Here is a 23,962-nt window from a genome sequence, read left to right as displayed (position 1 = left end):
GCAGATCGTGTTAGGAGCTCTAAGCGATGAGCCAGTCGGACGGCGAGTCGTCATTCTCAACCTTGCGAGTCGCCGGCGGGCGGGCACCGTTCCTCATCGGGGCCGGCGCCCGTCCCGCCAGGCCACGATGTTCCGTGGTGCCTTCAGCAGGGACAACCTCAGACAACTAGGCGCGGAGCCCGTTGTTCTGTTCTGCTCGAATCATGGGTCAGCCAATCCAGGGGAGCGGCACCGAACCCCGCTACGGACCAACCGACGGTGAGCGATCTCAACGGCCAGTGCCGCTGGCGCTTCCGCTGCCGGCTCTGCCTCGCCCGACGCGCACCACCTTGGCCTACTACGTCGTTTCTACCGCTGACCGCCGTGGTCGCCTCGCCGATCGATCGCCGTTGCGGGCATTGCGATGGTCTGCAGGCCGCAAGGTCAGAATCACGGCAGTCGGCGACGCCATCGTGGTGAGGGCGGATCCGGACGGCGCAGACATCATCACGGGCCAAGGGTTCCTCAGGCTGCCCACCGCACTGCGCCACCGATACCGCATCAGAAACCGCGACCGGCTGCTCGTCTGCGCCTTTGTTGATCGTGCATGCCTGGCCGTCTACACCATGGCCGCTCTGGAGGAGGTTCTCGCCGCCCGGCACGCAGGTCTCTTAGATCAGGCCGCGTCGTGAACAACCGTGCGGACAGCAGGCTCAGCGCCGAGCTCGAGGCGGCGCACCTGCTGCTGGAACGTCTGGGGGTGACACCTGAACAGCTGCTCACCGGCGCCCGTCCGCGGCCGTCCATGCCGACGTTCGAGGAGTACATCGAACGCGTCTCGCAAGCGGTCTCTGACAGCACCCGGCGGGTCTACGGCACGTATTGGACCAAGGTGTGCGAGGTCTGGGGCAGTAGACGGCTGGACGAGCCGACACCGTTGGAGATCGGGCAGCTGACCGAACGGATACGGAAGCAGGCGTTGGTGCGGCGTAACTCTAGGGGCGGCCGCACCGCCGCAGAGCATCTGATCTCGGCGCTGCGATGCGTCTACCGGTACGCCGTCGCCGACAACCTGATCACCGAGGCCGCCAACCCGGCCGTCCGGGTGGCCAAACCGCGTCGGCTCGCCAGCACACGCCGCGGCCTGCACGACGATCAGCTCGCCGTAATCCTCGAGGTGGCTGGCACCACCGGCAACGACCCCAACCTGGACACCCTGATCCTGCGACTGCACATCGAGACCGCATGCCGGCGCGGCGGCGCACTGGCCTTGCACCGCAGCGACCTGGACCCCGACCAATGCCTCATCCGGCTCCACGAGAAAGGCGAGACCGTCAGGTGGCAACCGGTCTCTCCAGCCCTGATGACGGCACTCCTCCAGCACGGTGAGGAACGCGGCGCCGACTCTCTCGACGACCAGGTTCTGCGGTACCGCAGCGGAAAGCCGATCACCCGCCGGCGTTACGACTACATCTGGGCCAGGCTGGGCCGGCACCTGCCGTGGGTTGCCGTTCAGCAGATCAGCACTCACTGGCTGCGGCACACCACCTTGACCTGGGTCGAACGCAACTTCGGATATGCCGTCGCCCGCGCGTACGCCGGTCACAACAGCGGCCGCGATGCCGGCACAACGTCGACGTACGTGCGCGCTGACGTACAAGAAGTCGCGGAGGCATTGGCCGCTCTGACCGGTGAGGCTCATCCGCTGGTACGTGGCCCAAAGGCGGGCCTCGGGACTTGCGCCGGCCCGTTGCCATTGCCCGAAAGATAGGCCAGCCGAAATCTCTTACGTGCATCAAGCAACGGTCGGCGTCGGCGAGGGATCGGCCGAGCGATTAGTTCTGTGCTTTGCGTTCATGGCCGCGACCACGGATGCCGGGACGCGTGCGGTTCGACGCTGTGGACGTCGAGCGGTGGTATGTACGCGGGACGTCTCGAGCCGTTCGTGGCTCAACTGCGGGACCCATGGTCGCTCCCCGGGGCGCGGTGGGCGACCATGGGTTGGGTAGACGGGAGAGCGAATGGCGCAGTACGAGGCAGAAGAGGGAGCTTGATCTTGGTAACTCGCTGGATGCCGAACAATGATTAGGTGGTGGGACGGCGTCGGATATCAAGAGGTCGCCTTGCCGTCGGATGAGCGCCTACCGCATAATATCTGCCATCACGAGTCGTGGCGAGGGTGACGATCGACGGTTCCGGCGAAGATCTTGCCGTCGTCAGGGCGATGCTGTGAGTTTCAGTTCTACGTCCATCCAGGCGAACTCGACAACCTGCGGCTGATCCGCGGGCTAACTTGTCGTCCGTCGATCGTTGCGAGCTGGCGATGCTGCCGGCATCCCGGTGCATTGGTGCGCGAACAACGACGCCACCTTAACCGCGCTGGTCGGCGATGCCGTCCTGGTGGCTTCGAACATCCCTGTACTCTGCTCGGCGTGCCCGGGACTATGCCACGCACAGACACTGTACCCAATATGCGCAGCAGATAACCGCCATGCAATGGGGATAGCAGATATCCTCGATGATCGGGTTGCCCAGCGTGCCGGTCGGTGCGTCGCGGTGCGCACCGGCAGGGTAGCGGCCGCGATCCGGCGCCGCACTACGTGGAAGGACGACCTTCCCAGGACCGTCGCCGATGCGATCTGAAGGTGCAAGGGAGGAGATCAGCTTGGACGCCGGAGTGGGCCACGTGATCGACCTCCTGACAGCGTCACTCGACGAGATTGAGAGATGCGTCGTCTTCCACCCAGGGACTGTGGCATCCAGCCACACGGTGGTCCTAGTGTCCGGGCTGGATGGTGTGCAAGTCCCGGCCGCGTTGGGCCGATACCTTGTCGGCAACCTGGCAGGCGCCGTAGGCCAGGACGCTCAGCTGTCGGAATTCCTGCTGGCACGAGGCGTCGACCGCCGCGAAGAAGTTCGCAGGACCGTCACCGAACTGATCGGCACCGACAATATCTTTGCCACATCCGCACGTCAGCAGTTCCGTGACACTCGCCGCAATGCGTGGATCGGCGAGGGTGTCGGTCACGCGCTACTGATGCTCAGTGCGCGCCGCGAAACGTCGTGCGTCGACGGGAGGATGTGCACCCTGTCAGAAATGCATCAGACGGTCACTCGTCAGGGCTTAGATTCGGTCGGCACCTATGTGCAGAACGAGGTGCTCGGCGTGTCCATCGGAGAGAGCAAGTCCACCGCGTCGAACGCGGCGGACAATCTCGGTGAGGCACTCAAGCTTTTCGTCGAGGTGGAGGAGGGCATCCACGGCCCAGACCTACGCGCCCGGCTCTCCACGTTTCGGCCACTGCTGGAGCCGCATCTCAAGGAGCAGGTCAAGGACTCACTCTGGACCGAGAACGCTTCATACCTGCCGATCGTTGTGTACCGAGATGACTACGACTTCACGACGAACAGACCGAAGTTCCAACGGATGAGGACGCCGCGTGAGCGGCGCCGGGTAATCGTCGTGCAGTTATCTAACTTCCATGCGTTCTTCGACACGGTCGCGGATTCAATGCGAGCGGCGGTCGACGAGGTGATCATCTAGTGTTCAACCGGGGAATCAACACCCTGCTGGCGGCTCTGCCGGCCCTTGGCGACCTGACCGTCGATCAGATCCGCCGGATTCTCACCACGGCATGGCTTGAGACCGCTCGCCCACGACTGGGTGCGGACCAGCCCACAACGGCGTCAGCACAAACGCTACGACGGTTAGCGACCGCGCTTGAGCTGCACGCCATCCTTCCGCAGAATGCGGAACGGCTCATGGTGCGGGCATGCGCATTCGTCGCAGCTGAGGCTTTGACGATCACTCACGACTTACCAGCCACTAACGGGTCCAGCGAGCAACACGCCACGAACGGCGACGCCCGTTTTTGGTTGTTCGGGACCGAACGTACCTTTGAGCGTGTTGAAGCCAGCCTGCTCTATCTCATTGCCGGCTACGACGCCAACGCGGCGCTGACGGTTTCCGGCATCGTTGCTGAGGACCTCGGCGATGACAGCTTGGAAGGACCGATCGCAAGCTGGGCAACGCAGCGCATCGTAGGACTCTGCCGCCTGACGGCGGCGCCAGAAGTCGCGGCGCCGACGCTCAATCGGCCAGAGCTGCCGACCCGTGTCGTGGTGCGACATGAGCTGTGGCGACGTGTCGGCGTCCATGTGGCCGATCATCTCGACTGGCTCATGTTCCGCTCCGGAGCCGACCCCGGCGCAGGCAGCGCACTGCGAGCTCTTGCTGAGCGGCTCGAGAACCGAGACCAGCTACCCGCCCGGCCCGCAGCCCATCCCGACCTATATCACCTGCTCCTTCTGCTGGCCGCTGCGTGCGACGAGACCGGATCGCGGGCGCTGCGGGCCGTTCCGCCTCCCCTACAGGACACTGGGGACCGCTTCGTCTCCTATCAGCGTGACCGCGCCGCGACCCGGCCACTGCTCTGGCCCGCAGCCCAGGAATACGCCGAGAAGACGCTCCCCGGTCCTGAGACACATGCGGTGGTGGCCGTCCCCACCAACTCAGGCAAGTCGTCCGTCGCCGAGCTTGCGATCAGCCAAGCTCTATGCCGCGGCTGGGTCCTCTACCTCGCGCCGACCAACGCACTCGTCGGCCAGATCCGCCGGCAAACCTCCGAGGTCTTCGGTCGAGACACGGTGCGCGAGTTCATCGGCGGTGCCGAATACACGCAGCTGAGCGGCGAATCCCTCGAACAGATCGAAGACCGGCAAATCCTCGTCATGACGCCGGAAAAATGTTCCCTGGCCCTACGCCAGAATCCAGGAGCCTTTGAAAACCTGGCTCTCTGCGTCTTCGACGAAGCTCACCTCATCGGGGATCACAACGGTCGCGGCGTGATCGCCGAACTGGTCATCGCGGAAATCTTGCACCGTGCCCGGAAGACGCGCCTGCTGCTGATGTCTGCCTTGATCGCCAACCCTGCCGAGCTCGCCTCATGGCTCAGCCGAGCAACTGAGGTTACCGCGGTTGTGATCAACGAACCCTGGCGGCCTACTCGGACCCTCCGTGCGATCGCCGGCATCGACAAGGAACGCGGCAATATAACTGCCAAAGCCGCCTACCAACAGCTGCAAGCCCTTCCGCCTCACCGCAAAAGGCAGAAGTTCGACGCGCCTGTCGCGCTGCTCGCTGGCCTTCAGGGCGCGTGGTCGAGCCAGACTGTGGACGACTACGCGATCGTACAGACCGACATCGAGGTGCCTGTCGCAGTCGCACGGAACGCGAAATGGGATCCGGCTGGCTACTGCACACCGGCCACCGCAGCGATCGTGCGCCGCCTCGGCAAGCGTGGCGACAAGATTCTCGCCTTCCTGCCGCGTAGCAAACATGACAGCTTCCTCGCCGCCGAGATGACGCAGTTTGACGATGTGTCGTCTGACAGCGCCGTCGAAGCATTGCTGCACCTGGCCGACCTCGAGCTCGGAGTGCCTTCGGCGCTACGTGCACATCTGAGCCGAGGTGTAGCCGTGCACACCAGTGCTCTAATTCGTGAGGAGCAGCGCGCCAGCGAGATTGCTTTCGAACGCGGCATCGCTGTCGCGATGTACGCCACTGGAACCATGGCGCAGGGTCTCAACCTGCCTGCTACCGCCGTCGTCATCGGTGGAACCGAGATCGGCTACGACAACGTTTCCACCGCACAGCAGCGCCAGGATCAGACCCGAGCTCAGCTCCTGAACGCCATCGGGCGCGCTGGCCGCGCACATGTAGCCCCACGCTCGATGGCCATCGTCGTGCCGAACCGTGCCCTCGTGCTCAGCTCCTCGGCGGACGCCCAGAAGGCCGTACGCAGCGCGAGATTCCTTCAGGACGAGGACGCGTCGTCGGAGCTCAGCAGCGCCTTGGACGGGCTAATTCGCGATGCGCTTTCCGGTTCGTTAACGGCGGACGACATGAGAGCTGCAGAGCACACAGCGTTCAGCTTTCTGGCCTTCGAGGAAGGCGACGCAGACGACACCCAACAGGTAATTGGCAAAACCTGGGCCGTTTACCGGGCACGCGCGCACCAGCGCGCCGCGGAGATCACGAACACGATCGCATCTACGGGCTACTCCTTCATTGAGGCAGCAGACGCACCTGCCTGGGTAGCTTCCGCCGCTCATCAATCCGGCGTCGCCCTGCCCGAAACCGCAACGCTCTACCGGGACCTGCGAGCCTATCTGGAAAACACGTCCGCACCAGACACGATTCTGGGATGGGCCGACCTCACGCTAGATCTGCTCGAGCAGCTACCTCCGCCGCAACTGCGACGGATTTTGCCTGATGTCCCGTACGGGACCGCAACCAAGCTATCGAACATCTACGACCCCGGAGCCGCGCGAACCCCAGCTTGGTCGGCCTACCGAGCAGCGCTGCGCGCCTGGATGAGCGGCGAGCCCATCATCGCCGTGGCCGAGCATATTCACCGCAAGACCGTCGCCGGCAACGCCAAGCGTGGCCAGCAAGACCCGCTACCTCGAGCGATCACGGTCACCGCCGACGCATTCCGGTTCGGGCTCCCCATGATCGCAGGAGCTCTAGCAGCCATCATTGTGCTCGGCCAAGAGTACGAACCAAGCGGTCCATGGGCCCTTCAGGCAGAGGCCGCCAGAACACTCAATCTCCTGCCACTGGCCGTGCGCTCCGGCGCGGACACTCCAGAATCGCTCGCGTGGATCCGGGCCGGCGTCCTCACCCGAGTTGCCGCCCACGTCCTTGATGATCTTCTTCCAGCCCCCGCCGGTCAGCCCGACGACGAACTCCGGCGGTGGGCACACGGCCGCCTCCGGGAACTCTACGAAGACGCGCTGCCTGGACTGGCCACCCCGAAGCAAGTCACGATGATCGTCGCCCTGCGCGTCGTTCGCGAGTCCAGGTAGCCCGACGGTCGTTTCGCCTCCGGTTGTCTCTCCAGTGCTCTGTTTTCTTCGCGCTAGTCTTGTTCGCCGCCGGCGAACGACCTCGCCGGCGCCGGCGATCGGACCGGCTAGCGTCACCGCCTATCGCGGGCGGGCAACCGGCGCATCGACCGAGCACTGCATATCATTTTTATCGTCCAGCTCCGCCGCGACACCGACGGCCGCGCCTACTACCGGCGCAAATTCGCCGCCGGCAAGACACCCATGGAGCGCTGCGCGCGCTAAAACGATGCCTGTCCGACATCGTCTACAAGCGCATGATTACTGACGCCAAGACGGTGGAAACAGGCGGGGACGACCCTGCAATCCGGCGCGGCGACCTGCGTTCCACGGTTGACACTTCGGGAAAGTCACTTCCAGCACCAGCCTAAAACACCCTGCCTCGCCGCCGCTGGATATAGAAGGGTACCAGTCGAGTGCACCAGCCCCAGGTTTCGTACCCGCGCATTGCGGATCCACGCGGAGCCGAGTGTGTCGGCGAGAGGCGCGGGCAACCTGACATGGGGACACTGGACCGGCTGCCTGCGGCGATATACTTGGCGTGCCGCTGCAGGACGGCGCACTGACTACAAGTACCTCGCTGGCGCATCGCGCGCTGGGGCATTATGGGCTGTTTGGTGCGTGTCGTCGGACGATCGTTCACCTCTCACAAATGGCCGCCAACAGTTCCGCCACGCGCGGGTCTTCTTCGCCTTCCCGGCGGTAGGCGGCGTGGTAGGTGACGGGAGGAAGGTCTGCGATGGGCACTGCGACGGCTCCAGGAGCGGGCTTGATGCATCCGACGACGACGGCGAGCCCGACGCCGAGGGCTGCGAAGTGGACGGTGAGGGGCCATCCTTCGATCTCGATGCCGACTTTCCAGGGGATGTCGGCGGCGCGCATCGCGCGTTCGAAGCTGACGCGGTGCGGTCGGTTGGGTGGTGGTACGACGAATTCTTCGTCGGCAAGGTCGGCCAGTTCGACGGATGCTCTGGCGGCGAGGCGGTGGCCGTCCGGGGCGAGGAGAACTTGGGGGTATGTCGCGACCGGCACGGTGATGAGGTCGTGCGGCAGGTCATCGAGGACTGATACGCCGAGGTGTGCCCGTCCGGTGCGGACGGCGTCGAGCATCTGGTTGCGGCTGGTGTGGAGCAGCCGCAGGGCGCCTGGTTTCTGAGCCAGGGTGGATCGGATCATGTCGCCGAGCACATGGAGGTAGGCGGCATGGCCTGCGGCCAGGACGATCGGTTGGTGGATGGGCGTTGTATGTAGTTCGCCGAGGAACCGGTCGAGGCGGTCTGAGTGCTCGCGTGCATACCGCGCTGTTGCCTCGCCGTCCGGGGTCAGGACGAGTCGCCGGCCTCGCCTTTCATAGAGTACGCAGCCCAGCTCTCGGGATAGGGTGCCGAGTTTGGAGTGCAGCGAGGGCTGTGAGATGTGAAGTAGCTTGGCCGCTCGGGTCAGGTTGAGTTCGGTGGCGAAGACCGCGAACGCGGCCAGTGCGTCAGACGAAATCCGTTCTCCTGCCATAGAACAATCCTATAGATGGCCGTCACATTCGTAGTTCCGGGGCCGGGCCGGTGTGGAACATGCTGTTAAGCATGAACACAGTGGACATGCGAACCGTTACCCTCGCTTCGGCCCAGATCTCCGTGATGCCGCTGCACGCCGTCACCGAAGTCTACGGCGAAGCCGGTCTAGGGCAGCGACTCACGCTGGAACTCGAGCGTTTGCCCGAGTGTGACCGTGCGATTGTCCGTCGTGCTGCTGTTTGGGCGGCTGACCTGCACAATGGTCAACGTCGAACGCGAGAGCCGTACGTCAATCACCTTTTGCGAGTCACGCTGCGGATGATGTGCTATTACCGCATCGTCGATCCCGAGGTTCTGGCAGCGGCGCTGCTGCATGACGCCGTCGAGGACCAGGCGGACGCCATCGTCGGGCGTTCGGGGGACCGTCCGGAGCCGCGCGGCGAGGCCCTGCAGGTTGTCGCGGAGCGCTTCGGTGGACGTGTCGCGGCGCTGGTGGACGCGGTGACCCAGCCTGAACTTCCCCCGGGTATGGACCGCACGGCGCACTACGTACGCCACGTGGCTACCTCGCTCGATCCCTCGCCATGGGCGCGGGTCATCAAGCTTTCCGACTTCACCGACAACGGTGTCGGCATCATCCATACCGCCGGCCCGAAAGCCCACCGCTCGGCGGTGAAGTACGCGGCAGCAGTCCCCATCTTTCGCGACCTGCTCCAGCGCGCCGACACGCCGCTCGATGCTGACGTGAAGGCGCACATCAACCGGCAGCTCGATCGAGCGGACCAGCGCTTCGCCGCAATCCTGGGAACCTGATACCGAATCCAGCTCGATCGTCTTGTACCGCGACCTTTCGAGGGTTGAACTTTGTTGACAAGTTACGGACACGCAAACCCTTCCGCACAGCCGGCCCGTCTTCGTTTCGCAGCGGATCAGCCAGCCCTTGCCAGCGGCGGATCCGCCGTAGCGCAGCGGCCAGGCATGACGCCCGGAGCGAGGCTACGCCGAGCGCGAATGCAACGTAGATGGTCCCACCAGCAGCTTGCACAACACATGAGGATTGTCGCAGCCGACCACGATGGAACAGCGTCCTTGGGATCGCTGAAGATCATGATCAGTAAATGGGAGAACGGTCATCTCGTGCCCGGTGAGTACAACCGGCGCCTGCTTGCGGAGACTCTCGGTGTCTCTGTCAGCGATTTAGGGCTGACGGCAGACCCCGATTTTGTCTGGTAGTAGCTGGCAAACGCTGTCTCCTACACAGCTGCGGTGAGCCGTGAGTGCGAAGGCGTTCCGGGACGCCTCCACGCATGCCCGGAGGGTCGGGTGATGCGTCACGGTGCATCACTGCGGGAAGGAGCCGTGTTCGCTGCGCGACGGTAGCCGTGATGGCCCACCCCGGTAACGCCGCGCGTCTCGACACGCGGACCCTTTGTCGCAGCAAGGCCCGGACCGGGCGTTAGCCAGAGGGCTTGCTTCGGCAGGATTTGGGACCTGGTCATTCTGGCTACGCGCGTCTGTTGAGCGCCGCCGATCAGGCCAATGTGCCCGCCCGCACGGAGCCGGCGCCTGCACGTCAGTGCCATCCGCCCCACTGCGGTCGCGGTCGCTGGCGTACCGACCGATGCCGGGAGTAGCCCCGTCACCGTGGTGGCGTCCATGGCTGGTGGCTAGTCATGTCCGCATCACTGGCCACCCCCTACCGCTCACGCGGCGAAAGGGCGCACCTGGGCATGAGCTCAACCACCGGCACCGTCGTTGTGGCGCTGTGCGACTGCCCCTGTCGGCGGTCATCGCGGGGCCCCGTCCGGGGACCGCCTGCTCAGCCGTGAGTTACCGCACCTTGACACTGTCGCGGTAGCCGCACTGCAAGCACCCGCCTCCGACAGCCCTCACCAGAACCTGCGGCAGCTGCCGTACCGAAATCCGCACTTACGGTGGCATCCCAGAAGGGTCCCAGAGCTGGCGCCCGAAAGAGCCAATCCTTCTAACGGGAAACGGGGGCCCGCGTGAGATTCGTGGTAGACCTACAGCACGCGATCCTCCACTCCGACCTGCCCGCACCGGCACGCCACCTCATGCTGTCCTTGGCCGTCAAAGCCGACTGGGAATCCGGCGTCATCCCGACCGAGTACACACCCGCGCTGTCCACCCTCGTTGCCATGACCGGCCTGTCGAAGTCCACGATCGCCGAATGGCTCGCCGCACTGGAAACCGGCGGCTGGATCAAACGCGACCGACCACCGAAAGCAACCGGAAACACCCGCACCAGATACACCTTGCTGATCGGCTGCCCGAACGTTGACACACCGGCCCGCGCCTCCCGGCGTCACCGCACCACCGTGCCCGCTGATCACCCGACGGCTGGCCCAGCACCCCACGATCGCAGCGGCGATGACACATCCTGGTCCGGCGACCCGCCTGGCGGACATGTCCGCCTGGCGGACAACCCCAGCTGTCCGCCAGGCGAACAGTCGCTGTACCGCCTGGCGGACACTGAAGGTCCGCCGGGCGGACACGCACCATCAGAGAACTCTCCTTCGGAGAGTTCCACGTTCGGGAACAGTCCACGACGCGACCGTGGACAACGCTTGACGTCAGCTGTCGCCTCCGGTCGAGCGCCGTCAGACATCGGCAGCGGATCTCGGCTACCCGATAACTTCCTCGCCACCGACGACATGATCGCCTGGGCGCGAGAGAACACCCCAGATGTCGGACGAGCCGCTACCGAAGCCTTCATCGACTACTGGAAAGCGCAACCCGGACAGCGAGGACGGAAAACCGACTGGCTCGCCACCTGGCGCAACTGGATGCGCCGTGAACAGGCCGACATCGAACGCCGCCCCAGCTTTCGCGGCACTCCGGTACAGACAGCCGTAGACGCCATTGCATCGCCGCAGCCGTCAGCGGAAGACATATGCCCGGACCATCGAGGCCGTCGCGCTTCGACCTGCGGACTGTGCCGCGCAGAACGCATCGCGACACAGTGACCACTGGACCTTCACAGCGAGATCGAGCCTGTGAGTGAGCAATTCTACGTGGATTGCTTGCACGATTAGGCCGGTGACTCTCGCTGGTCGGTGTTGCTGATGCCGACCTCCCATACCCAGGCCGCGCAGCGTTCCTCGAGTTCAGCGGCCTTAACCTGCGCGGCGGCGGTGGCCTCCACGTCTACGGCCCGCTTTCCCTCTCCAACCTCGTAGAGCACCCGGATCGGGGTCTCAGTCAGCAGCCGCTGCGCCAGGTCTGGAGCGGCCATGCCGGCGCTGCCCCGGGTAAAGCGGCCTGCACGCCGTGGCGCTGCCCGCGGAGCCGCCGGAATGCTTGACGCGCAGGCCGGGATCGTGCAGGGCCTCTGCAACAACTGCTGCACGTAGGCGTCGTCAATGAACGGCGCCCCGAACGCGGCGCTGATATCGCCGGGGCCTAAGTTGCGGGGGATCACCTTGACCGCGGCGCGCACGTTGATCAGGCACGGCAGCACCTGAGCGGTGTGCTCCCACAGCGGCTCGGTGTCGAACCAGAGCTGCACCACCTCGACGGAGCCATCGGGGAAGGTCGTCGCCAACTGCGGGTTGACCTTGGTGGTGAGCCCGTTACGGACCTCGATGGCATCGTCCACCCGGCCGGACCCCGGCCAGCGGTGTCACCGAGCGAGCGTAGGTACTGCATTTACCCCGCGGGGAGGTGACGATAGTGCTGCCTATGAGTCGATCATGCCAAGTAGCTCCGATGACGGCCACGTAACCCCCAGCTCCGAGCCGTCGATCCCCTCTGGCGGCACCCTCCACACCCTCGGCTCGCTCAACATGATCTGGGTGCCCTTGAAATCCCCGTAGGCAAGGCTGACGAGGCCGCCGTAGAAGGCCGCAGAGTGAAAGTTCACTATGCCGCCGGAGAACGTTGCGCCGGCGAAGGTGACCTTGCCGCCGGAGAACGTCGTGCTGTAGAAGGCCACCGTGCCACCGGATAGCGTCGCGCCGGCGAAGGTGACTTTGCCGCCTGTGAACCCTGCGCGGTAGAAGGCGACTGTGCCGCCGGAGAGCGTCGCCTGGTCGAAGTCGACGATGCCGCCCGTGAACGTCGCGCGGGTGAAGTTGACCATGCCATCGGAGAAAGTTGCGTCGGAGAAGGCGACTTGGCCGCCGGAGAACGTCGCCTCGGAGAAGTCGACGATGCCGCCGGTGAACGTCGCGCGGGTGAAGTTGACCGTGCCCCGGAACTCTGCCTGGCTGAAGTTGACCGTGCCGCCGGAGAACATGGCGCCGAAGAAGTCGACCGTGCCGCCGGAAAACTTCGCGCCGGAGAAGTTGACCGTGCCGCCCGACAACCTGGCGCGGGCGAGGTGAACCGTGCCGCCGGAAAAGGTTGCTCGGGTGAAGTCGACCTTGCCATGCGGAAAGGTGGCGTCCGTGAGGTCGAGAACCGTGCCGGTGGTGACGTCGATGCCGCGCAGATCACCGCCGTCGAGGACAGCGCCACGGAGGTCGAAGAGGTGACCGTGCCAACGCGGCCGGCCATCAGCATCGGCAGGCTGGATGTGCTGGCGAATAAGGGCTAGCACGGTATGGCGGACCTGCCGCTCCTGGTAGGCGTCGTGATCATCGTTACTGCTGTCGTGCGGACGGCTCAGGGGAAGTCCTGGCACCTCGATCGCCCCAGACCTGCCGCCATGGGTAGTCGAGTCGGGCGGGGGTGGGGTGTAGGGCATGCGCAGGTAAGCGCAGAGGACGTCGATGCAGGTCTGTCGACCGTCTTCCCAGTCGTCGGCGAGGCCGGCCATCGCGTACACCCCAGCTAAGCGGACCGCGGCTCTGTCAGAGCCGAGATGGTCGGAGGCCTTGCCGAAGCGGTCGTTGAACAGCTTGGTGTCCTCGCGGTGCTCGGCGGCCTCGCTGTGGCCCTGCTTGCGATAGGCGACCGTCAACGCGACGACACCGCCGATGCCGGCCACCACCGACAGCACGATCTTCATGGCGTCGAAGGTGTTTTGCACGCTCCATACCCCGACGCCGCCCGGGGAAGCGCCGGGTGCCGGGGTGACCCCCAGGATGGCCAAGCGCGGCTGGCCGAACAGCGCCCACATGCCCGCGGCGACTGCGGCGGCTACCGCCACGGCGATCAACAGCAGGATCGCGACGTGCAGAAACAGCGGAGTCCGTACGGCCTCTGGTCGCTGGCGCTCGGTGCTGCTGCGCCTCCACCACCGCACGGCGGCCTCCCCGAGTCCAGCCAACCCGACGGTCAGCAGCAAGATCGGCAGCCACCACCAGCCCGGTCCGGTGAGCAGTCGGGCACCGTGCTGCCACCAGGAAGCCGGCACCAGGATCGCGGTGGCGATTACTACTGCGAGCGCCGAGACCAGCAGACGCAGCTTCTCCGGGCGGTACTGGAACGGCTCGACCGCCCGGTGAACCGACGTGAGGCTGGCGTCCCTGACCGGCTGTAGCGAAGGCTTCACGCTCCTATTGCAGCCGACGCCTTCAACCTCAACCCGATCAAGCGTGGGTCGAGGTGGCCGAAGAACACTGCATCGCCAACCGGTACAACGTGGTGCTCAGCACGACCCTGCGCACGCCCGAGGCCGCGCAGAACAACCTCGAGCTGTTCCGCAAGGCCGGCTACCGGGTCGAGGTCGTGGCGATGGCGGTCCACGAGGCCACCAGCCGCCTCAGCGTGCTCAGCCGGTACCAGCAAGAACTCGACGATGTCGGGTTCGGCCGAAACGTGCCGGACGCCTTCCAACGCGATGCCTACGCCGGCCTGCTGTCGGCCCTGGACCACATCGACACCACCACCTGGCTCACGCGGTGCACGTCTAACTGCGTGATGGCAGCCGGACTTACAGCAACAACCTCGACTCCAACGGCGAATGGAGCCGGCCGGCCGGTGCCCGCCCCGCGGTCGAAGCCGGCCGGGTACGCCCGTGGACCGCCGACGAGATTCAGCAGTTCGGGGACCAGGCCACTCACCTCAGCAGCCGGCTACCGGATGGCCTGCGTGGCGATCTCCTCGACGTCGCCGAAGCGGCCCGCGCCATCTAGTCGAAACCTGCGCACTGCCGGCTGCCGGGCCTAACAGCGCGGCCGAGCGGGCCGGCGCGGCCGCGGCAACCGTCCCGCAGAACACGCGAACCGTGATGGGCCGCGGAGGCACCCACCCGCACCCCGTCGCCATCACGAGCCACCGACCCCGGTCACCTGGCTGCCCGCCGCCGACAGCCCCCACCAATCCGACCGTGGACACCCCGATCGCTGAGCGGACACCCCGTGGTGGCTGGCTCCGGAAGGCCGCCATCCGCACCTCAACGACCCTGCGCTGTCACCGACAGCAGCGGCGGGTCCAGGCGCCGGACGCGGGAGGCCCGCGCCTGGACCTCTCCGGCGCGCAGCACGGCGTCGGTGAGCGCGGCGACCAGCGGGGCCGGGGAGCCCGGGCCACCCTGCGCCAGCAGGTACAGGGGTGCCGGCGACGAAGCCAGCCGGGTAGAACTCGTCGACGCTGGGGACCGTCGGGACGGTCACCCAGGCGGACACGGCCAGCTCGATCCGGCACGACAGGGCGCGTTCGACGCCGCCGCGGGTCTTGTCCGTCCTGGATTTCTTCGTTGATGCACGCGGTGCCGTGCAATCGGCGGATCCGAGACGCCGGGCAGGACCACGGTGACCGATGCGCACATCGAGTCGTTCGAGGCTTGGACGATCACACGTGCTTCGTCGCGCGGTGGGCGTGTGTGAGACAGCGGTAGACAGCCTTGGTTAGCTACCGGGCGGTTTGTCTGAGCGGCATCGTGGACTACGTAAACGACAGCAGTCCCTGTCATCTCGTGGTTCACGAAATGGCAGGAGATGACGGCCGACGGAGCTGCGTCCAAGGGGGCGCCGGCCGTGCCGAGGCAAGTGTGTCCACGCCGCGCCAGTCGATGGCCTCGGTCGCGCGTGCCTTTGGTGTCTGTCGATTACCGGCCAGACCCGCTGGCTGAATGCCGAGCCGGCCACGTGCGGTGGCCTCCATCAGCCGCCGTGGTCGGCCGCGCACGCCGAGCATATTCCTACGTCGGGGAGAAGCATGGTGCTGTCACTTTCCGCCCCGGCTGCGCCGGACACACCGACATGTGCGCCCGTCGTGACCTCCGAACATTCGCTACCGCTGGAAGACGGCAGCGAGTGGTCGGGCTGTCCCACCGCGGCAGGGGAGCTCCGCGGTCGCGAGCCCGTGCTGGCGATGACCGTGCGGGCCCGGCCGGTACCGCACGAGTTCGGTCCGGCGGATGTCGCGGAACGCGTGTGGGTGCGCGCCGCTGCCCTGCAGCCGGCCGCGTTGGTGGCAGTGTCCTCAGCTGACGGTGGCGTTGGCCGGTCCACGTTGGTCGCCGCGCTGGGTGGTGTCCTGGCGCTGGCGGTACCGGATCCGGTGATCGCCGTGGACATGAATCCCGTCCCCTGGGGTGGGCTCGACGAGCGGATCGGGCGGTCGAACGCGGGAACGGTGTGGGACGCCGTCCGTGACCTGCATACGCTGACCAGCCGCCGCGAGATCGATCGGTGGGCGCAGCATGGCCTGTCGGGGCTGCTGGCGCTGGTCGGCGAGACCGAGGGCAGAGGACGTCGTCCGCCGCGCCACGACGAGGCCGCCGCGGTCGTTGAGGCCGTACGCCGGGTGTACCCGCTGACCATCTGCGACGTCATGCCCGCGCTGATCACCGGCGTGTGGCGCACTTTGGCCGCCGCCCATGCCCCGGTGCTGGTGGCCCGGGCGACCACGGACAGCCTGCGCCACACGATGCGGCTGGTCGCCCACCTGCGCGCCGCCGGCTACGGGGCGGTCGCTGACCGCAGCGTGCTGGCGGTCGTGGCGAGTTCCCCGGACATCGACCGCGCCGTGCGTGCCGTCGTGCAGCAGGCCACCACCGTGGTTCCCGCAGTGGTCCCCATCCCATTCGATGCCCAGCTGGCCCGCCCGGAACCGATCGACGTGCGCCGGCTGCGTAAGCCGACCCGGCACGCCCTGGTGCAGCTGGCGGACGCGGTCATCCAACGATGCGCCGATCCACGGGCCGAGCTGCCCGTCGGCGCGGTCAAGGAGCGTGCGTGATGCTGACAGCTGCGACCGCCTGGCTCGTCGTGCGACTTCCCGCCGCCCAGCAGATGCTGGCGGCGCCCGCGTCGACCCCGACCCCGTCGACCGGCCCCGGCGGCTTCGACTGGAGCCGCGTGCATCCCGACGGCTCAGCGATCCCAAAGTCCGGCATCTTCTACACGCTCATGAACGCCGTCATGTGGCTCGGCGGCGTGGCCGCGTTCTGCGGCCTGGTCGCCGGTGCGATCGCGTTCGGTGTCGGCCCGATCTTCGGCGCGCACATTGTTTCCGACCGCGGCAAGAGCATGATGTGGCGCAACGGCCTGGTCGCGATCATCGTCGGCTCGTCGACCGCCATTATCGCCGGCCTGCTGGTGCTGTGACGCCGTCATGCAGACATCGACGACATGGCGGACCGGCCACATTTACGTCCGCGGTCGCAGGGCCTCGTGGCCGCGGCTGGCCGGTGCGCTGGTCCAGGCGGCGCTGCTGATCGCGGTCGTGGTGGGAAGTCTGCTTGTCGGCATCGCCCGCGCTGACGCTGCCCCGGCGCCCACCCCGAACCCATCCAGTCCGGTTATCGACGCTGCCTGCGCGGCCAAGGCCCCGGGATCGGTGGCGTGGTGCATGCCGTGGGCGGTGCGGGTGGACCAGCCGGTGCCCGGCGGCCGCTCGCACTGGGTGACGCAGTGCAGCAAGGCGACCAGCGACGCCGACACACGCTCCTGCGCGGCGGCGTCTCTGACGCTGGATCCGACGCCGCGTGACGGCACCGCATCGGTGCTGATGGACGGCCCCAGCACCGGCAGCGGAGCCGCCGGTTTGATCAACTGCTCGCTGATGCCGCCGCCCGGCGTCGCTGCCACTGCGCAGCAGCAGGCTGCGTGGAACACCAAGCGGCTGCAGTGCACGAACCAGGTGTCGGCGTGGTCTGCGCAGTTGTACGACCCGGACCCGAAACAGCCGGACTGCCCGGCCGTCGATGTCGGCTGCAAGGTGCAGCGCGACGCGCAGCAGGCGCTGAGCGCCGGCATCAGCTCCGGTATCCAGGGCCTGGTCGATGTGGCCGTGCAGGGCACCGTGTTCCTGCTGTCCAGGCTGGCCACCCTGGTCTTCAAGGTCACCACGATCTCGTCACCGGACGACGCCTTCTACTCCACCTACAACTCCGTCGCCGGCATGGCCGTAGTGCTGATCTTCGTGTTCTTCATCGTCTCCACGATCATCAACGGGCTGCGCACCACGGCCGGGCCCGGACCGGTGGCGACGCTGGGCGGCCTGGTCCGGGCGGTGCTGGGCATCACCTTCGCCGGCGGCATCGCCTACACGATCGTCGCCGCGTGGGACCAGGCCACCAACGCTGTCATCGAGGCCAACGCACGCACCCCGTACGACCCGTCGTGGCTGGTCTCCAGCTTCAGTTCGCTCACCGACGGAGCCGGGACGCTGTTCCTGGCGTTGCTGCTGTCGGTGTTCGCCTCGATCGGGCTGCTGCTGCTGTTCATCGTCATGTTGTTCAGGGGTCTGCTGACCACCGGCGCAGCCCTGTTCGGGGCGATGGCGATGACCGGGCAGGTGATGGCCGAGACGCGGCATTGGGGCCGCCGCTGGTTCTGGACCGTCAACGCCCTCGGCAGTAGCAAGTTCTTCATCGCTGAGCTGTGGATCTACGGTTCGCGTTCGGCGTACGGCTCGGACAACGTGATGAACGCGCTGCGTGCCGTGCTGCTGATCTGGCTGATGGTCGCTGCCCCATGGATCCTGCTGCGCCTGACAACGATGTGGGACGGCTACCTGTCCGACGTCAACGCCCAGGGCCTGCTGTCGGTCGCGGGGAGCCCGCTGCAGCTGGGCGCGGACTTCGTCGGCGGCGCGCGCAGCGGCGCCGCCGACGCAGGCGACAGCTCGAGCGGCGGCGGTGGTAGTCCGGCTGCTGGGGCTGCCGGGGTGATGGACGACAACACCGCCGGGATACCCGCGGCCCCGCTGAACACCGCCGGTGATGCCGCGGGGATCGGCGACGGCACCGGGCGTCAGGCTGCCGACGCCGCCGCAACCGGCGGCGACAGCGGCCAGGTCGGCGGGCCGGCCGCGGGCGCGGCAGCGGAGCCGGGCGGCTCCGGCACGGGGGACAGCCCGAACGCCCAGGAGGCCGACGGTGTGCAGGCCGGCGCCCGCAGCGCGCAGCAGGATGTGGCGGCCGGCCGGCTGACCGCACCCGGGGACGCCACCGGCGCTTACGGATCGTTGCCGGCTACCCCCGGTGCGGCGCAGAGCACCGACCCGACGGGCGGCGTTGTACCGCATCCCGGCACCGCTGGCGGCGGCGCGGGCACCGCGGCCACCGACCCGGCAACCGCCAGCTCCTCCGGATCTTCGCCGTCCGCCGCCGGTGAGGCGGATGACGGCAGTTCCGGCGCAGGTGAACAACAAGCCGGCCGGCCTGCGGGCGGCGGTGCCGCACGGTCCAGCGGTGGTGGCGGTGCCGCCTCCGCAGCCGCCGACGTGCCGATCGTGCCGCTCTAGCCAACCCGACGGGAGACGAGTCGATGCAGTTTCAGTTTCCGCCGCGCTCGACGCGCGGTGCGGTGCTCGGGTTCACTTGGTCGCAGATCGCTCTGGTGATGGCCGGGGTCATCGCGGCCGTGGTGGCCCTCAATTTGCTGGTCGCCAGCCAGCGGGGCGCCGCGATCGCCGCGTTCGCCGGGTGCGTTGCACTGATCACGCTCGGATTGCTGCGCTTCAAGGGCCGCCGGGTCACCGAGTGGGCCCCGGTGGTCGCCGGTGCGCTGCTGCAACGCCGGGCTGGGCAGCATGAGTACCGCGGCGGCCCGTATGCGCCCGACAGTTCCGAGCGGTGGATGGATCTGCCCGGTCCGGCCGCCGCCTACGTGTGGCTGCCGGCGACCGCGACCGACGGCACCACCCAGATCGGGCTGCTGCACCACCGCAAGGAGAAGACGGTGACCGCAGCGCTGGTCTGCTATGGCACCAACCTCATCCTGGCCGACCGCGACGTGCAGACCCAGCGGCTGACCGATTGGGCGCAGCTGCTCAACATCCTCGGCAGTGAGTACGCCGACGCCGGGCTGATCCGCTGGTCGGTGACCTCCCGCGCCGTCCCGGACACCGGTAACGCCGCGCAGCGGTTCCTGGTCAGCCGGGCCGTCGACATCTCCAGTGCGGCGTACAGGTCCCTGGCCCAGCTGACCGCGGCGGCAGCTCCGGCGGCACAACGCCACGAGATCTATTTAGCGGTGGTCTTCGACATCGCCCGGCTGTCCAAGGAGATCGCGCAGGCCGGCGGCACGGACGCGGCCATCGCCGCGGTCGTGCTGGACCGGCTGGCCGGTATCGAAGCAGCCGTGGGCGAGGCCGGGGTCACCACCGGCGGCTGGCTGTCGCCGCGCGCCTACGCCGCGGTGATCCGCACCCAGTTCGACCCCGACGACCAGGAAGTCGTCGACCTACGCGGCAGCACAGCGCCGATATCCGCGGGAACCGCGGCAGGGGTCGAACCGCGGCTGGCCGGCCCGGTCGCCGCCCGTACCGTCGGCTGGAACACCTACCAGCACGACTCGGCCTACTCGCGCACGCTGTGGGTGGCCCAGATGCCACGCCAGCAGGTGGCCGCGACCTGGCTGAGCCCGCTGTACATGCGCACCACCACCCGCCGAGCGGTCACGCTGGTGGCCCAGCCGGTCCCGGCCGCGCTTGCTGCGCTGGCCACCCGCCGCGACAAGGTCTCCCGCGCCGGTGACGAGGTCACCAAACGACGGCTGCGGCTGGTCCGCACCGCCCGCGAAGACGACGAGGCCCGCGCGGTCGAGCAGATCGACCGGGAGCAGGCCGCCGGGCACGTGCGCTACCGGTACGCGCTGCTGATCACCATCACCGCCCGCACACTGCCGGAGCTGGACCGCGATGTGCGCGCGGTCAAACGGATCCTGTCGCGGGCCGGGTGCGAGGCGATCAGCCTCGCGGGGGAGCAGGACCAGGCCTTCGCCGCTGGGGCCCTGCCGCTGGCTCGCGGGTTGAAGCCGGCGCGGGGGTGGTCCGCATGAGCCGCCGGGTCCTGCGCCGCGAGGGATCCCTCGCGGACCGTATCGAGCAGCGTGCCGCCGCCCGCGACCTGGCCCAAGCCCAAGCCATCTATGACCGCGAGCAGCGCGCCTTGCGCAGGCAGACCGAGCGGCTGCTCGGACCGGTCGCCGTCGGCCGCGGCGGCGCCTACGGCAAGGCCGCAGGACGAGTGTTCTGGCAGCTGCAACTGCCGCCGCTGACCACGACCTCGGCGCAGCTGTGCAGCGTGTATCCGTTCGTGTCCGACCCGGGCCTGCCCGTCGACGGGCCGCTGATCGGCCTGGAGGTCTACAGCAGGTCGGCGTTCACGTTCAGCCTGCACGAGCTGTACCGGGCCAAGGTGATCACCGCGCCGAACATGGTCGTCACCGGCGAGATCGGCACCGCGAAGTCGTCACTGCTGAAAACGTTGGCCTTCCGCGGGGTGCCGTTCGGGCAGAAGTTCTACATCACCGACGTCAAAGGCGAGTACGAGCAGCTGGCTGCCCTCGCCGGGATCAAGCCGGTGCGTATCGGCCCCGGCCTGGGCGTGATCATGAATCCTTTGGCCGGGATCCGCCGCTACCCGCACCAGACGGAAGAGCAGTGGCGGCAGCTGCAACGGTCGCGCCGGCTGCTGCTGCTCGAAGGACTCCTCGAGATCCAGCTCGGCGGGCCTCTGCACGAAGCGGAACGCTCGCTGGTGGAGTATGCCGTCGACGCGGTCACCCGCGAGCAAGACGCCTCGGCTGATCGGATGGCCACCCCGACCCTCAGCGTCGTCCTGGCCGCCATGGGCAAACCTGAGCTGTGGGTGCACCGCCTCGACGGGCTCCACTACCCCGTCACCGTGTTCGTCGATGATTCCCGGCGCGTGCGGCTGGCCCTGGAAAGGCTCATCTCCGGTGCGCTCGGCGGCGTGTTCGACGGGCCCGTGGAATCCAACGCCCGGCTGGACTTCACCCAGCCCGGCGCCATCCTGGACCTGCGCACCATCCGCGCCTCGGACCAGATGACCGCGATGGCGATGACCTGCGCCCAGTCCTGGCTGGAGACCGAACTGTCGGCGCCGGACGCCCCGCCGCGGGTCTGCTTCTACGACGAGTTCGCCCTCATCGCCCGCCACCTTCCCCTGATCCGCCGCATGCGCGAACAGCTCAAGCTCGCCCGAGCGCTGGGTATCGCCAACGTGCTGGCGTTCCACCGATTCTCTGATCTGGCCGCGTCCGGGTCGGCGGACTCCGAACAGGTCCGCATCGCCCGCGGCCTGATCGAAGACTCCGGTGTACGCGTGTCCTACCGTCAGGCCACCGGCAGCCTGGACCAGGCCCGCGAATTCCTCGGCACCTCCGACGTGGAAACCGACCTGCTGCGTTACCTGCGCCAAGGCGTGGGCCTGTGGAAGATCGGCACCCGCTCCTTCGTCGTCAAACACCAACTCAGCCAGGCCGAGACGGCGATGGTGCACACCGACAGCCGCATGGAAGCCGACGAGCTCGCCGAGCCGGTCAACGGCGCCGACTACGACGCCCGCCTGGAAGCTGTCACCGACGGGACGTCCGCGTGATGGCCCGCCCACCGCTGTCGTCACCGGGGCACCGCATGCCGCGGCAGGGCCTGCCCCGTGCCGACATCCTGGTGCGTCTCCTGCTGCTCGCCCTGTTCGTGATCGTCCTGGGCGCGGGGCTGGGTTCGCTGTGGCTGGCCGGGCAGACCTCGGCGCTGCTCAGCGGTCACGGGTGGCCGGACACCGCCCCGAGCGCGGCCCCGGGTGTCGCGTTGCGGCTCACCGACCACCTCAGCGATCCCGCGCAGGCCTGGCCGGCCTCAGCGCGCTCAGCGGTCGGAGGCCCGTGGCTGCTCTACCCGCTGTGGATTCTCGTCTTCCTCGCCACGCTGGCCGCGCCGGGTATGCCGGCACTGCGGCTGGCCCGCACCCGGATGCGCCGCCGCGGGTTCGCCACCCACGCCGACCTGCACCGCACCCTGACCGCTGATGCGGTGCGCGCCCGCGTCGACGTCGTACGCCCCGGGCTCACAATCGTCGACACCGATGACGAACTCACCCGCGCCGCGAAGGCTGCCCGGCGCCGCGATCCCCTCGAGGTCGCCCGGTTCCTCGGCGACGACGCCACCAGCGGACAGCCGCTGTACCTGGCCAACGAATACACCTTGCTCGCCGCGGCGGTGCCGCGCTTCGGCAACAAGACCACCCGCTACGTGATCCCGGCGGTCGCCGACGCGCGGGGCGCGGTCATCACCACCTCCACCCGCCTGGACGTCGCCGAGATCACCTACGACCGCAGGGCGGCGATCGGCCCGACGCACATCTTCGAACCGCAGGGCGAGATCTGCGGCGTGCCCCGCATGGCGTGGTCACCGATCGAAGGAGCCGACGACCAGATCGTCGCCATGCTGCGCGCGAACGGCTTCGCGGCCGGCTCCGGCATCGGCGACGAGAGCGTGGAGAACGGCAAGTGGTTCCGCGACCAGGCCGCCACCATCCTGCGCGGCCTGTTGCACGCCGCCGCCCTGGACGAGCACGCCACCATGCTGGACGTCCTGGCCTGGTCGCAGAACCCGGCCAACTCGCGGCCCGAGCGAATTCTGCGCGCGCACAGCGTCGACGCCTGGGCCGACCGACTCGCCCGGCACCGCGAAACCAACGGTAGGGCCCGCGACACCATCCAAACCGTCGTCTCCGGCGCTCTGGATGCGTTCAACGACCCCCGCGTGCTGACCGCCTGCTCACCGCCGCGGGGCACGCAGTTCAAGCCGGTCAACTGGCTGCGGGAGTCCGGCACCATCTACCTGGTCGGCACCCGCGACGCCCAAGCGTTGATCGCACCGCTGCTGGCCGCCCTGAGCGAGGACATCCTCTACCAGGCCAAACGCCTCGCCCTGACCGCGCCGGGCGGGCGGATCGAACCCTGCCTCTACTTCATCGGTGACGAGATCGCCAACATCGCACCCCTGCCTAGCCTGCCCAGTCTGATGAACGAAGGCGGCGGCTCCGGCATCGCCGTGTCGATCTTCGCGCAGAACCTGCACCAACTGCAGGAACGCTGGGGCGACAAGGGCGGACGGGCCATCGCCGACTCCGCCAGCGCCCGCCTGCTCATCGGCGGCAGCACCGACGTCGCCGGCCTGCGCGACGCCCAAGCCCTCGCAGGGCAGGTCACCGAGATCAGCTCCAGCCACTCCTGGGGCGGCGGCCGCGCCTCGGTCAACGACAACGTGCGCCGAGAACCCCTGCTCGATCTGGCCGACCTGCGCACCCTGCCCGAAGGCCGCGCCCTGGCCCTGGTCGGCAACCTGCCACCGGTCGAACTGCGCGTGCCCGCGTGGTGGGAACGCCCCGACGCCGGCGAACTGACCGCCGGGCGCGACGCCTTCCGCAAACGCCTCGCCAAGGCGGCATAACC

The 23,962-nt window shown here is 67.6% G+C and carries 16 protein-coding genes; 13 read left to right on the top strand and 3 right to left on the bottom strand.

The features are described from left to right. Positions 1 to 329: 329 nt before the first annotated feature. The 4 genes from Aau02nite_RS38180 to Aau02nite_RS38165 all read left to right on the top strand — a co-directional run bounded on the left by Aau02nite_RS38180 (position 330) and on the right by Aau02nite_RS38165 (position 6,849). Positions 330 to 671 (top strand): hypothetical protein, encoded by a 342-nt coding sequence (locus Aau02nite_RS38180; protein WP_212993523.1) that lies wholly within the window; start codon positions 330 to 332, stop codon positions 669 to 671. After that, complete coding sequence (locus Aau02nite_RS38175; RefSeq protein ID WP_246595754.1) at positions 668 to 1,750, top strand: tyrosine-type recombinase/integrase; 1,083 nt, start codon at positions 668 to 670, stop codon at positions 1,748 to 1,750. The genes Aau02nite_RS38180 and Aau02nite_RS38175 overlap by 4 nt, the downstream gene beginning before the upstream one ends. An 894-nt stretch (positions 1,751 to 2,644) precedes the next feature. Next, a complete protein-coding gene (locus Aau02nite_RS38170; RefSeq protein ID WP_212993521.1) occupies positions 2,645 to 3,523 on the top strand; it encodes a hypothetical protein in 879 nt (292 codons plus the stop codon). Then, positions 3,523 to 6,849 (top strand): DEAD/DEAH box helicase, encoded by a 3,327-nt coding sequence (locus Aau02nite_RS38165; RefSeq protein WP_212993520.1) that lies wholly within the window; start codon positions 3,523 to 3,525, stop codon positions 6,847 to 6,849. Before Aau02nite_RS38170 ends, Aau02nite_RS38165 begins: the two co-directional genes overlap by 1 nt. Positions 6,850 to 7,527: 678 nt before the next feature. On the opposite strand, the gene Aau02nite_RS38160 is transcribed toward Aau02nite_RS38165, so the two are convergent. Next, complete coding sequence (locus Aau02nite_RS38160) at positions 7,528 to 8,397, bottom strand: LysR family transcriptional regulator (RefSeq protein WP_212993519.1); 870 nt, start codon at positions 8,395 to 8,397, stop codon at positions 7,528 to 7,530. 71 nt (positions 8,398 to 8,468) lie between these two features. Here Aau02nite_RS38160 and Aau02nite_RS38155 point away from each other — a divergent pair, with 71 nt between their 5' ends. After that, entirely contained in the window at positions 8,469 to 9,212 is a 744-nt protein-coding gene (locus tag Aau02nite_RS38155) for an HD domain-containing protein (RefSeq protein WP_246595753.1), read from the top strand. Between the two features lie 1,193 nt (positions 9,213 to 10,405). Beyond that, positions 10,406 to 11,386, top strand: coding sequence for a hypothetical protein (locus tag Aau02nite_RS38150; protein WP_212993518.1), 981 nt, complete (start codon positions 10,406 to 10,408; stop codon positions 11,384 to 11,386). 65 nt (positions 11,387 to 11,451) lie between these two features. Here the strand turns inward: Aau02nite_RS38150 and Aau02nite_RS38145 are convergent, their stop codons facing one another. Continuing rightward, positions 11,452 to 12,018 carry a DUF8437 domain-containing protein gene (locus Aau02nite_RS38145; RefSeq protein WP_212993517.1) on the bottom strand — a complete coding sequence of 189 codons (567 nt, stop codon included), beginning with the start codon at positions 12,016 to 12,018 and terminating at the stop codon, positions 11,452 to 11,454. An 81-nt stretch (positions 12,019 to 12,099) separates the two neighbouring features. Then, complete coding sequence (locus Aau02nite_RS38140; protein ID WP_212993516.1) at positions 12,100 to 13,857, bottom strand: pentapeptide repeat-containing protein; 1,758 nt, start codon at positions 13,855 to 13,857, stop codon at positions 12,100 to 12,102. A 53-nt stretch (positions 13,858 to 13,910) separates the two neighbouring features. Between Aau02nite_RS38140 and Aau02nite_RS38135 the strand changes: the two genes are divergently transcribed. From Aau02nite_RS38135 to Aau02nite_RS38105, 7 genes are all read left to right on the top strand, one after another. Further along, positions 13,911 to 14,474 carry a zeta toxin family protein gene (locus Aau02nite_RS38135; RefSeq protein ID WP_212993515.1) on the top strand — a complete coding sequence of 188 codons (564 nt, stop codon included), beginning with the start codon at positions 13,911 to 13,913 and terminating at the stop codon, positions 14,472 to 14,474. A 1,047-nt stretch (positions 14,475 to 15,521) separates the two neighbouring features. Then, complete coding sequence (locus Aau02nite_RS38130; protein WP_212993514.1) at positions 15,522 to 16,490, top strand: MinD/ParA family ATP-binding protein; 969 nt, start codon at positions 15,522 to 15,524, stop codon at positions 16,488 to 16,490. Further along, entirely contained in the window at positions 16,490 to 16,858 is a 369-nt protein-coding gene (locus tag Aau02nite_RS38125; RefSeq protein WP_246595756.1) for a hypothetical protein, read from the top strand. Before Aau02nite_RS38130 ends, Aau02nite_RS38125 begins: the two co-directional genes overlap by 1 nt. Positions 16,859 to 16,865: 7 nt before the next feature. Continuing rightward, entirely contained in the window at positions 16,866 to 19,001 is a 2,136-nt protein-coding gene (locus Aau02nite_RS38120; RefSeq protein ID WP_212993513.1) for a hypothetical protein, read from the top strand. A 23-nt stretch (positions 19,002 to 19,024) separates the two neighbouring features. Beyond that, positions 19,025 to 20,539 (top strand): SCO6880 family protein, encoded by a 1,515-nt coding sequence (locus Aau02nite_RS38115; protein ID WP_212993512.1) that lies wholly within the window; start codon positions 19,025 to 19,027, stop codon positions 20,537 to 20,539. After that, a complete protein-coding gene (locus Aau02nite_RS38110) occupies positions 20,536 to 22,104 on the top strand; it encodes a putative type IV secretion/conjugal transfer ATPase (RefSeq protein ID WP_246595752.1) in 1,569 nt (522 codons plus the stop codon). Before Aau02nite_RS38115 ends, Aau02nite_RS38110 begins: the two co-directional genes overlap by 4 nt. Positions 22,105 to 22,139: 35 nt before the next feature. Next, positions 22,140 to 23,960 (top strand): type IV secretory system conjugative DNA transfer family protein, encoded by a 1,821-nt coding sequence (locus tag Aau02nite_RS38105; RefSeq protein WP_212993511.1) that lies wholly within the window; start codon positions 22,140 to 22,142, stop codon positions 23,958 to 23,960. Positions 23,961 to 23,962 lie beyond the last annotated feature (2 nt).

It is taken from the genome of Actinoplanes auranticolor (genome assembly GCF_018332655.1).
Lineage (GTDB): Bacteria > Actinomycetota > Actinomycetes > Mycobacteriales > Micromonosporaceae > Actinoplanes > Actinoplanes auranticolor.
This window is presented reverse-complemented; position numbering and strand designations above follow the sequence as displayed.

Coding starts and splice junctions, on each gene's coding strand:
- Aau02nite_RS38125 (WP_246595756.1), top strand. CDS start 16,490: ATGCTGACAGCTGCGACCGCCTGGCTCGTCGTGCGACTTCCCGCCGCC.
- Aau02nite_RS38120 (WP_212993513.1), top strand. CDS start 16,866: ATGCAGACATCGACGACATGGCGGACCGGCCACATTTACGTCCGCGGT.
- Aau02nite_RS38105 (WP_212993511.1), top strand. CDS start 22,140: ATGCCGCGGCAGGGCCTGCCCCGTGCCGACATCCTGGTGCGTCTCCTG.
- Aau02nite_RS38110 (WP_246595752.1), top strand. CDS start 20,536: ATGAGCCGCCGGGTCCTGCGCCGCGAGGGATCCCTCGCGGACCGTATC.
- Aau02nite_RS38155 (WP_246595753.1), top strand. CDS start 8,469: ATGAACACAGTGGACATGCGAACCGTTACCCTCGCTTCGGCCCAGATC.
- Aau02nite_RS38115 (WP_212993512.1), top strand. CDS start 19,025: ATGCAGTTTCAGTTTCCGCCGCGCTCGACGCGCGGTGCGGTGCTCGGG.
- Aau02nite_RS38160 (WP_212993519.1), bottom strand. CDS start 8,397: ATGGCAGGAGAACGGATTTCGTCTGACGCACTGGCCGCGTTCGCGGTC.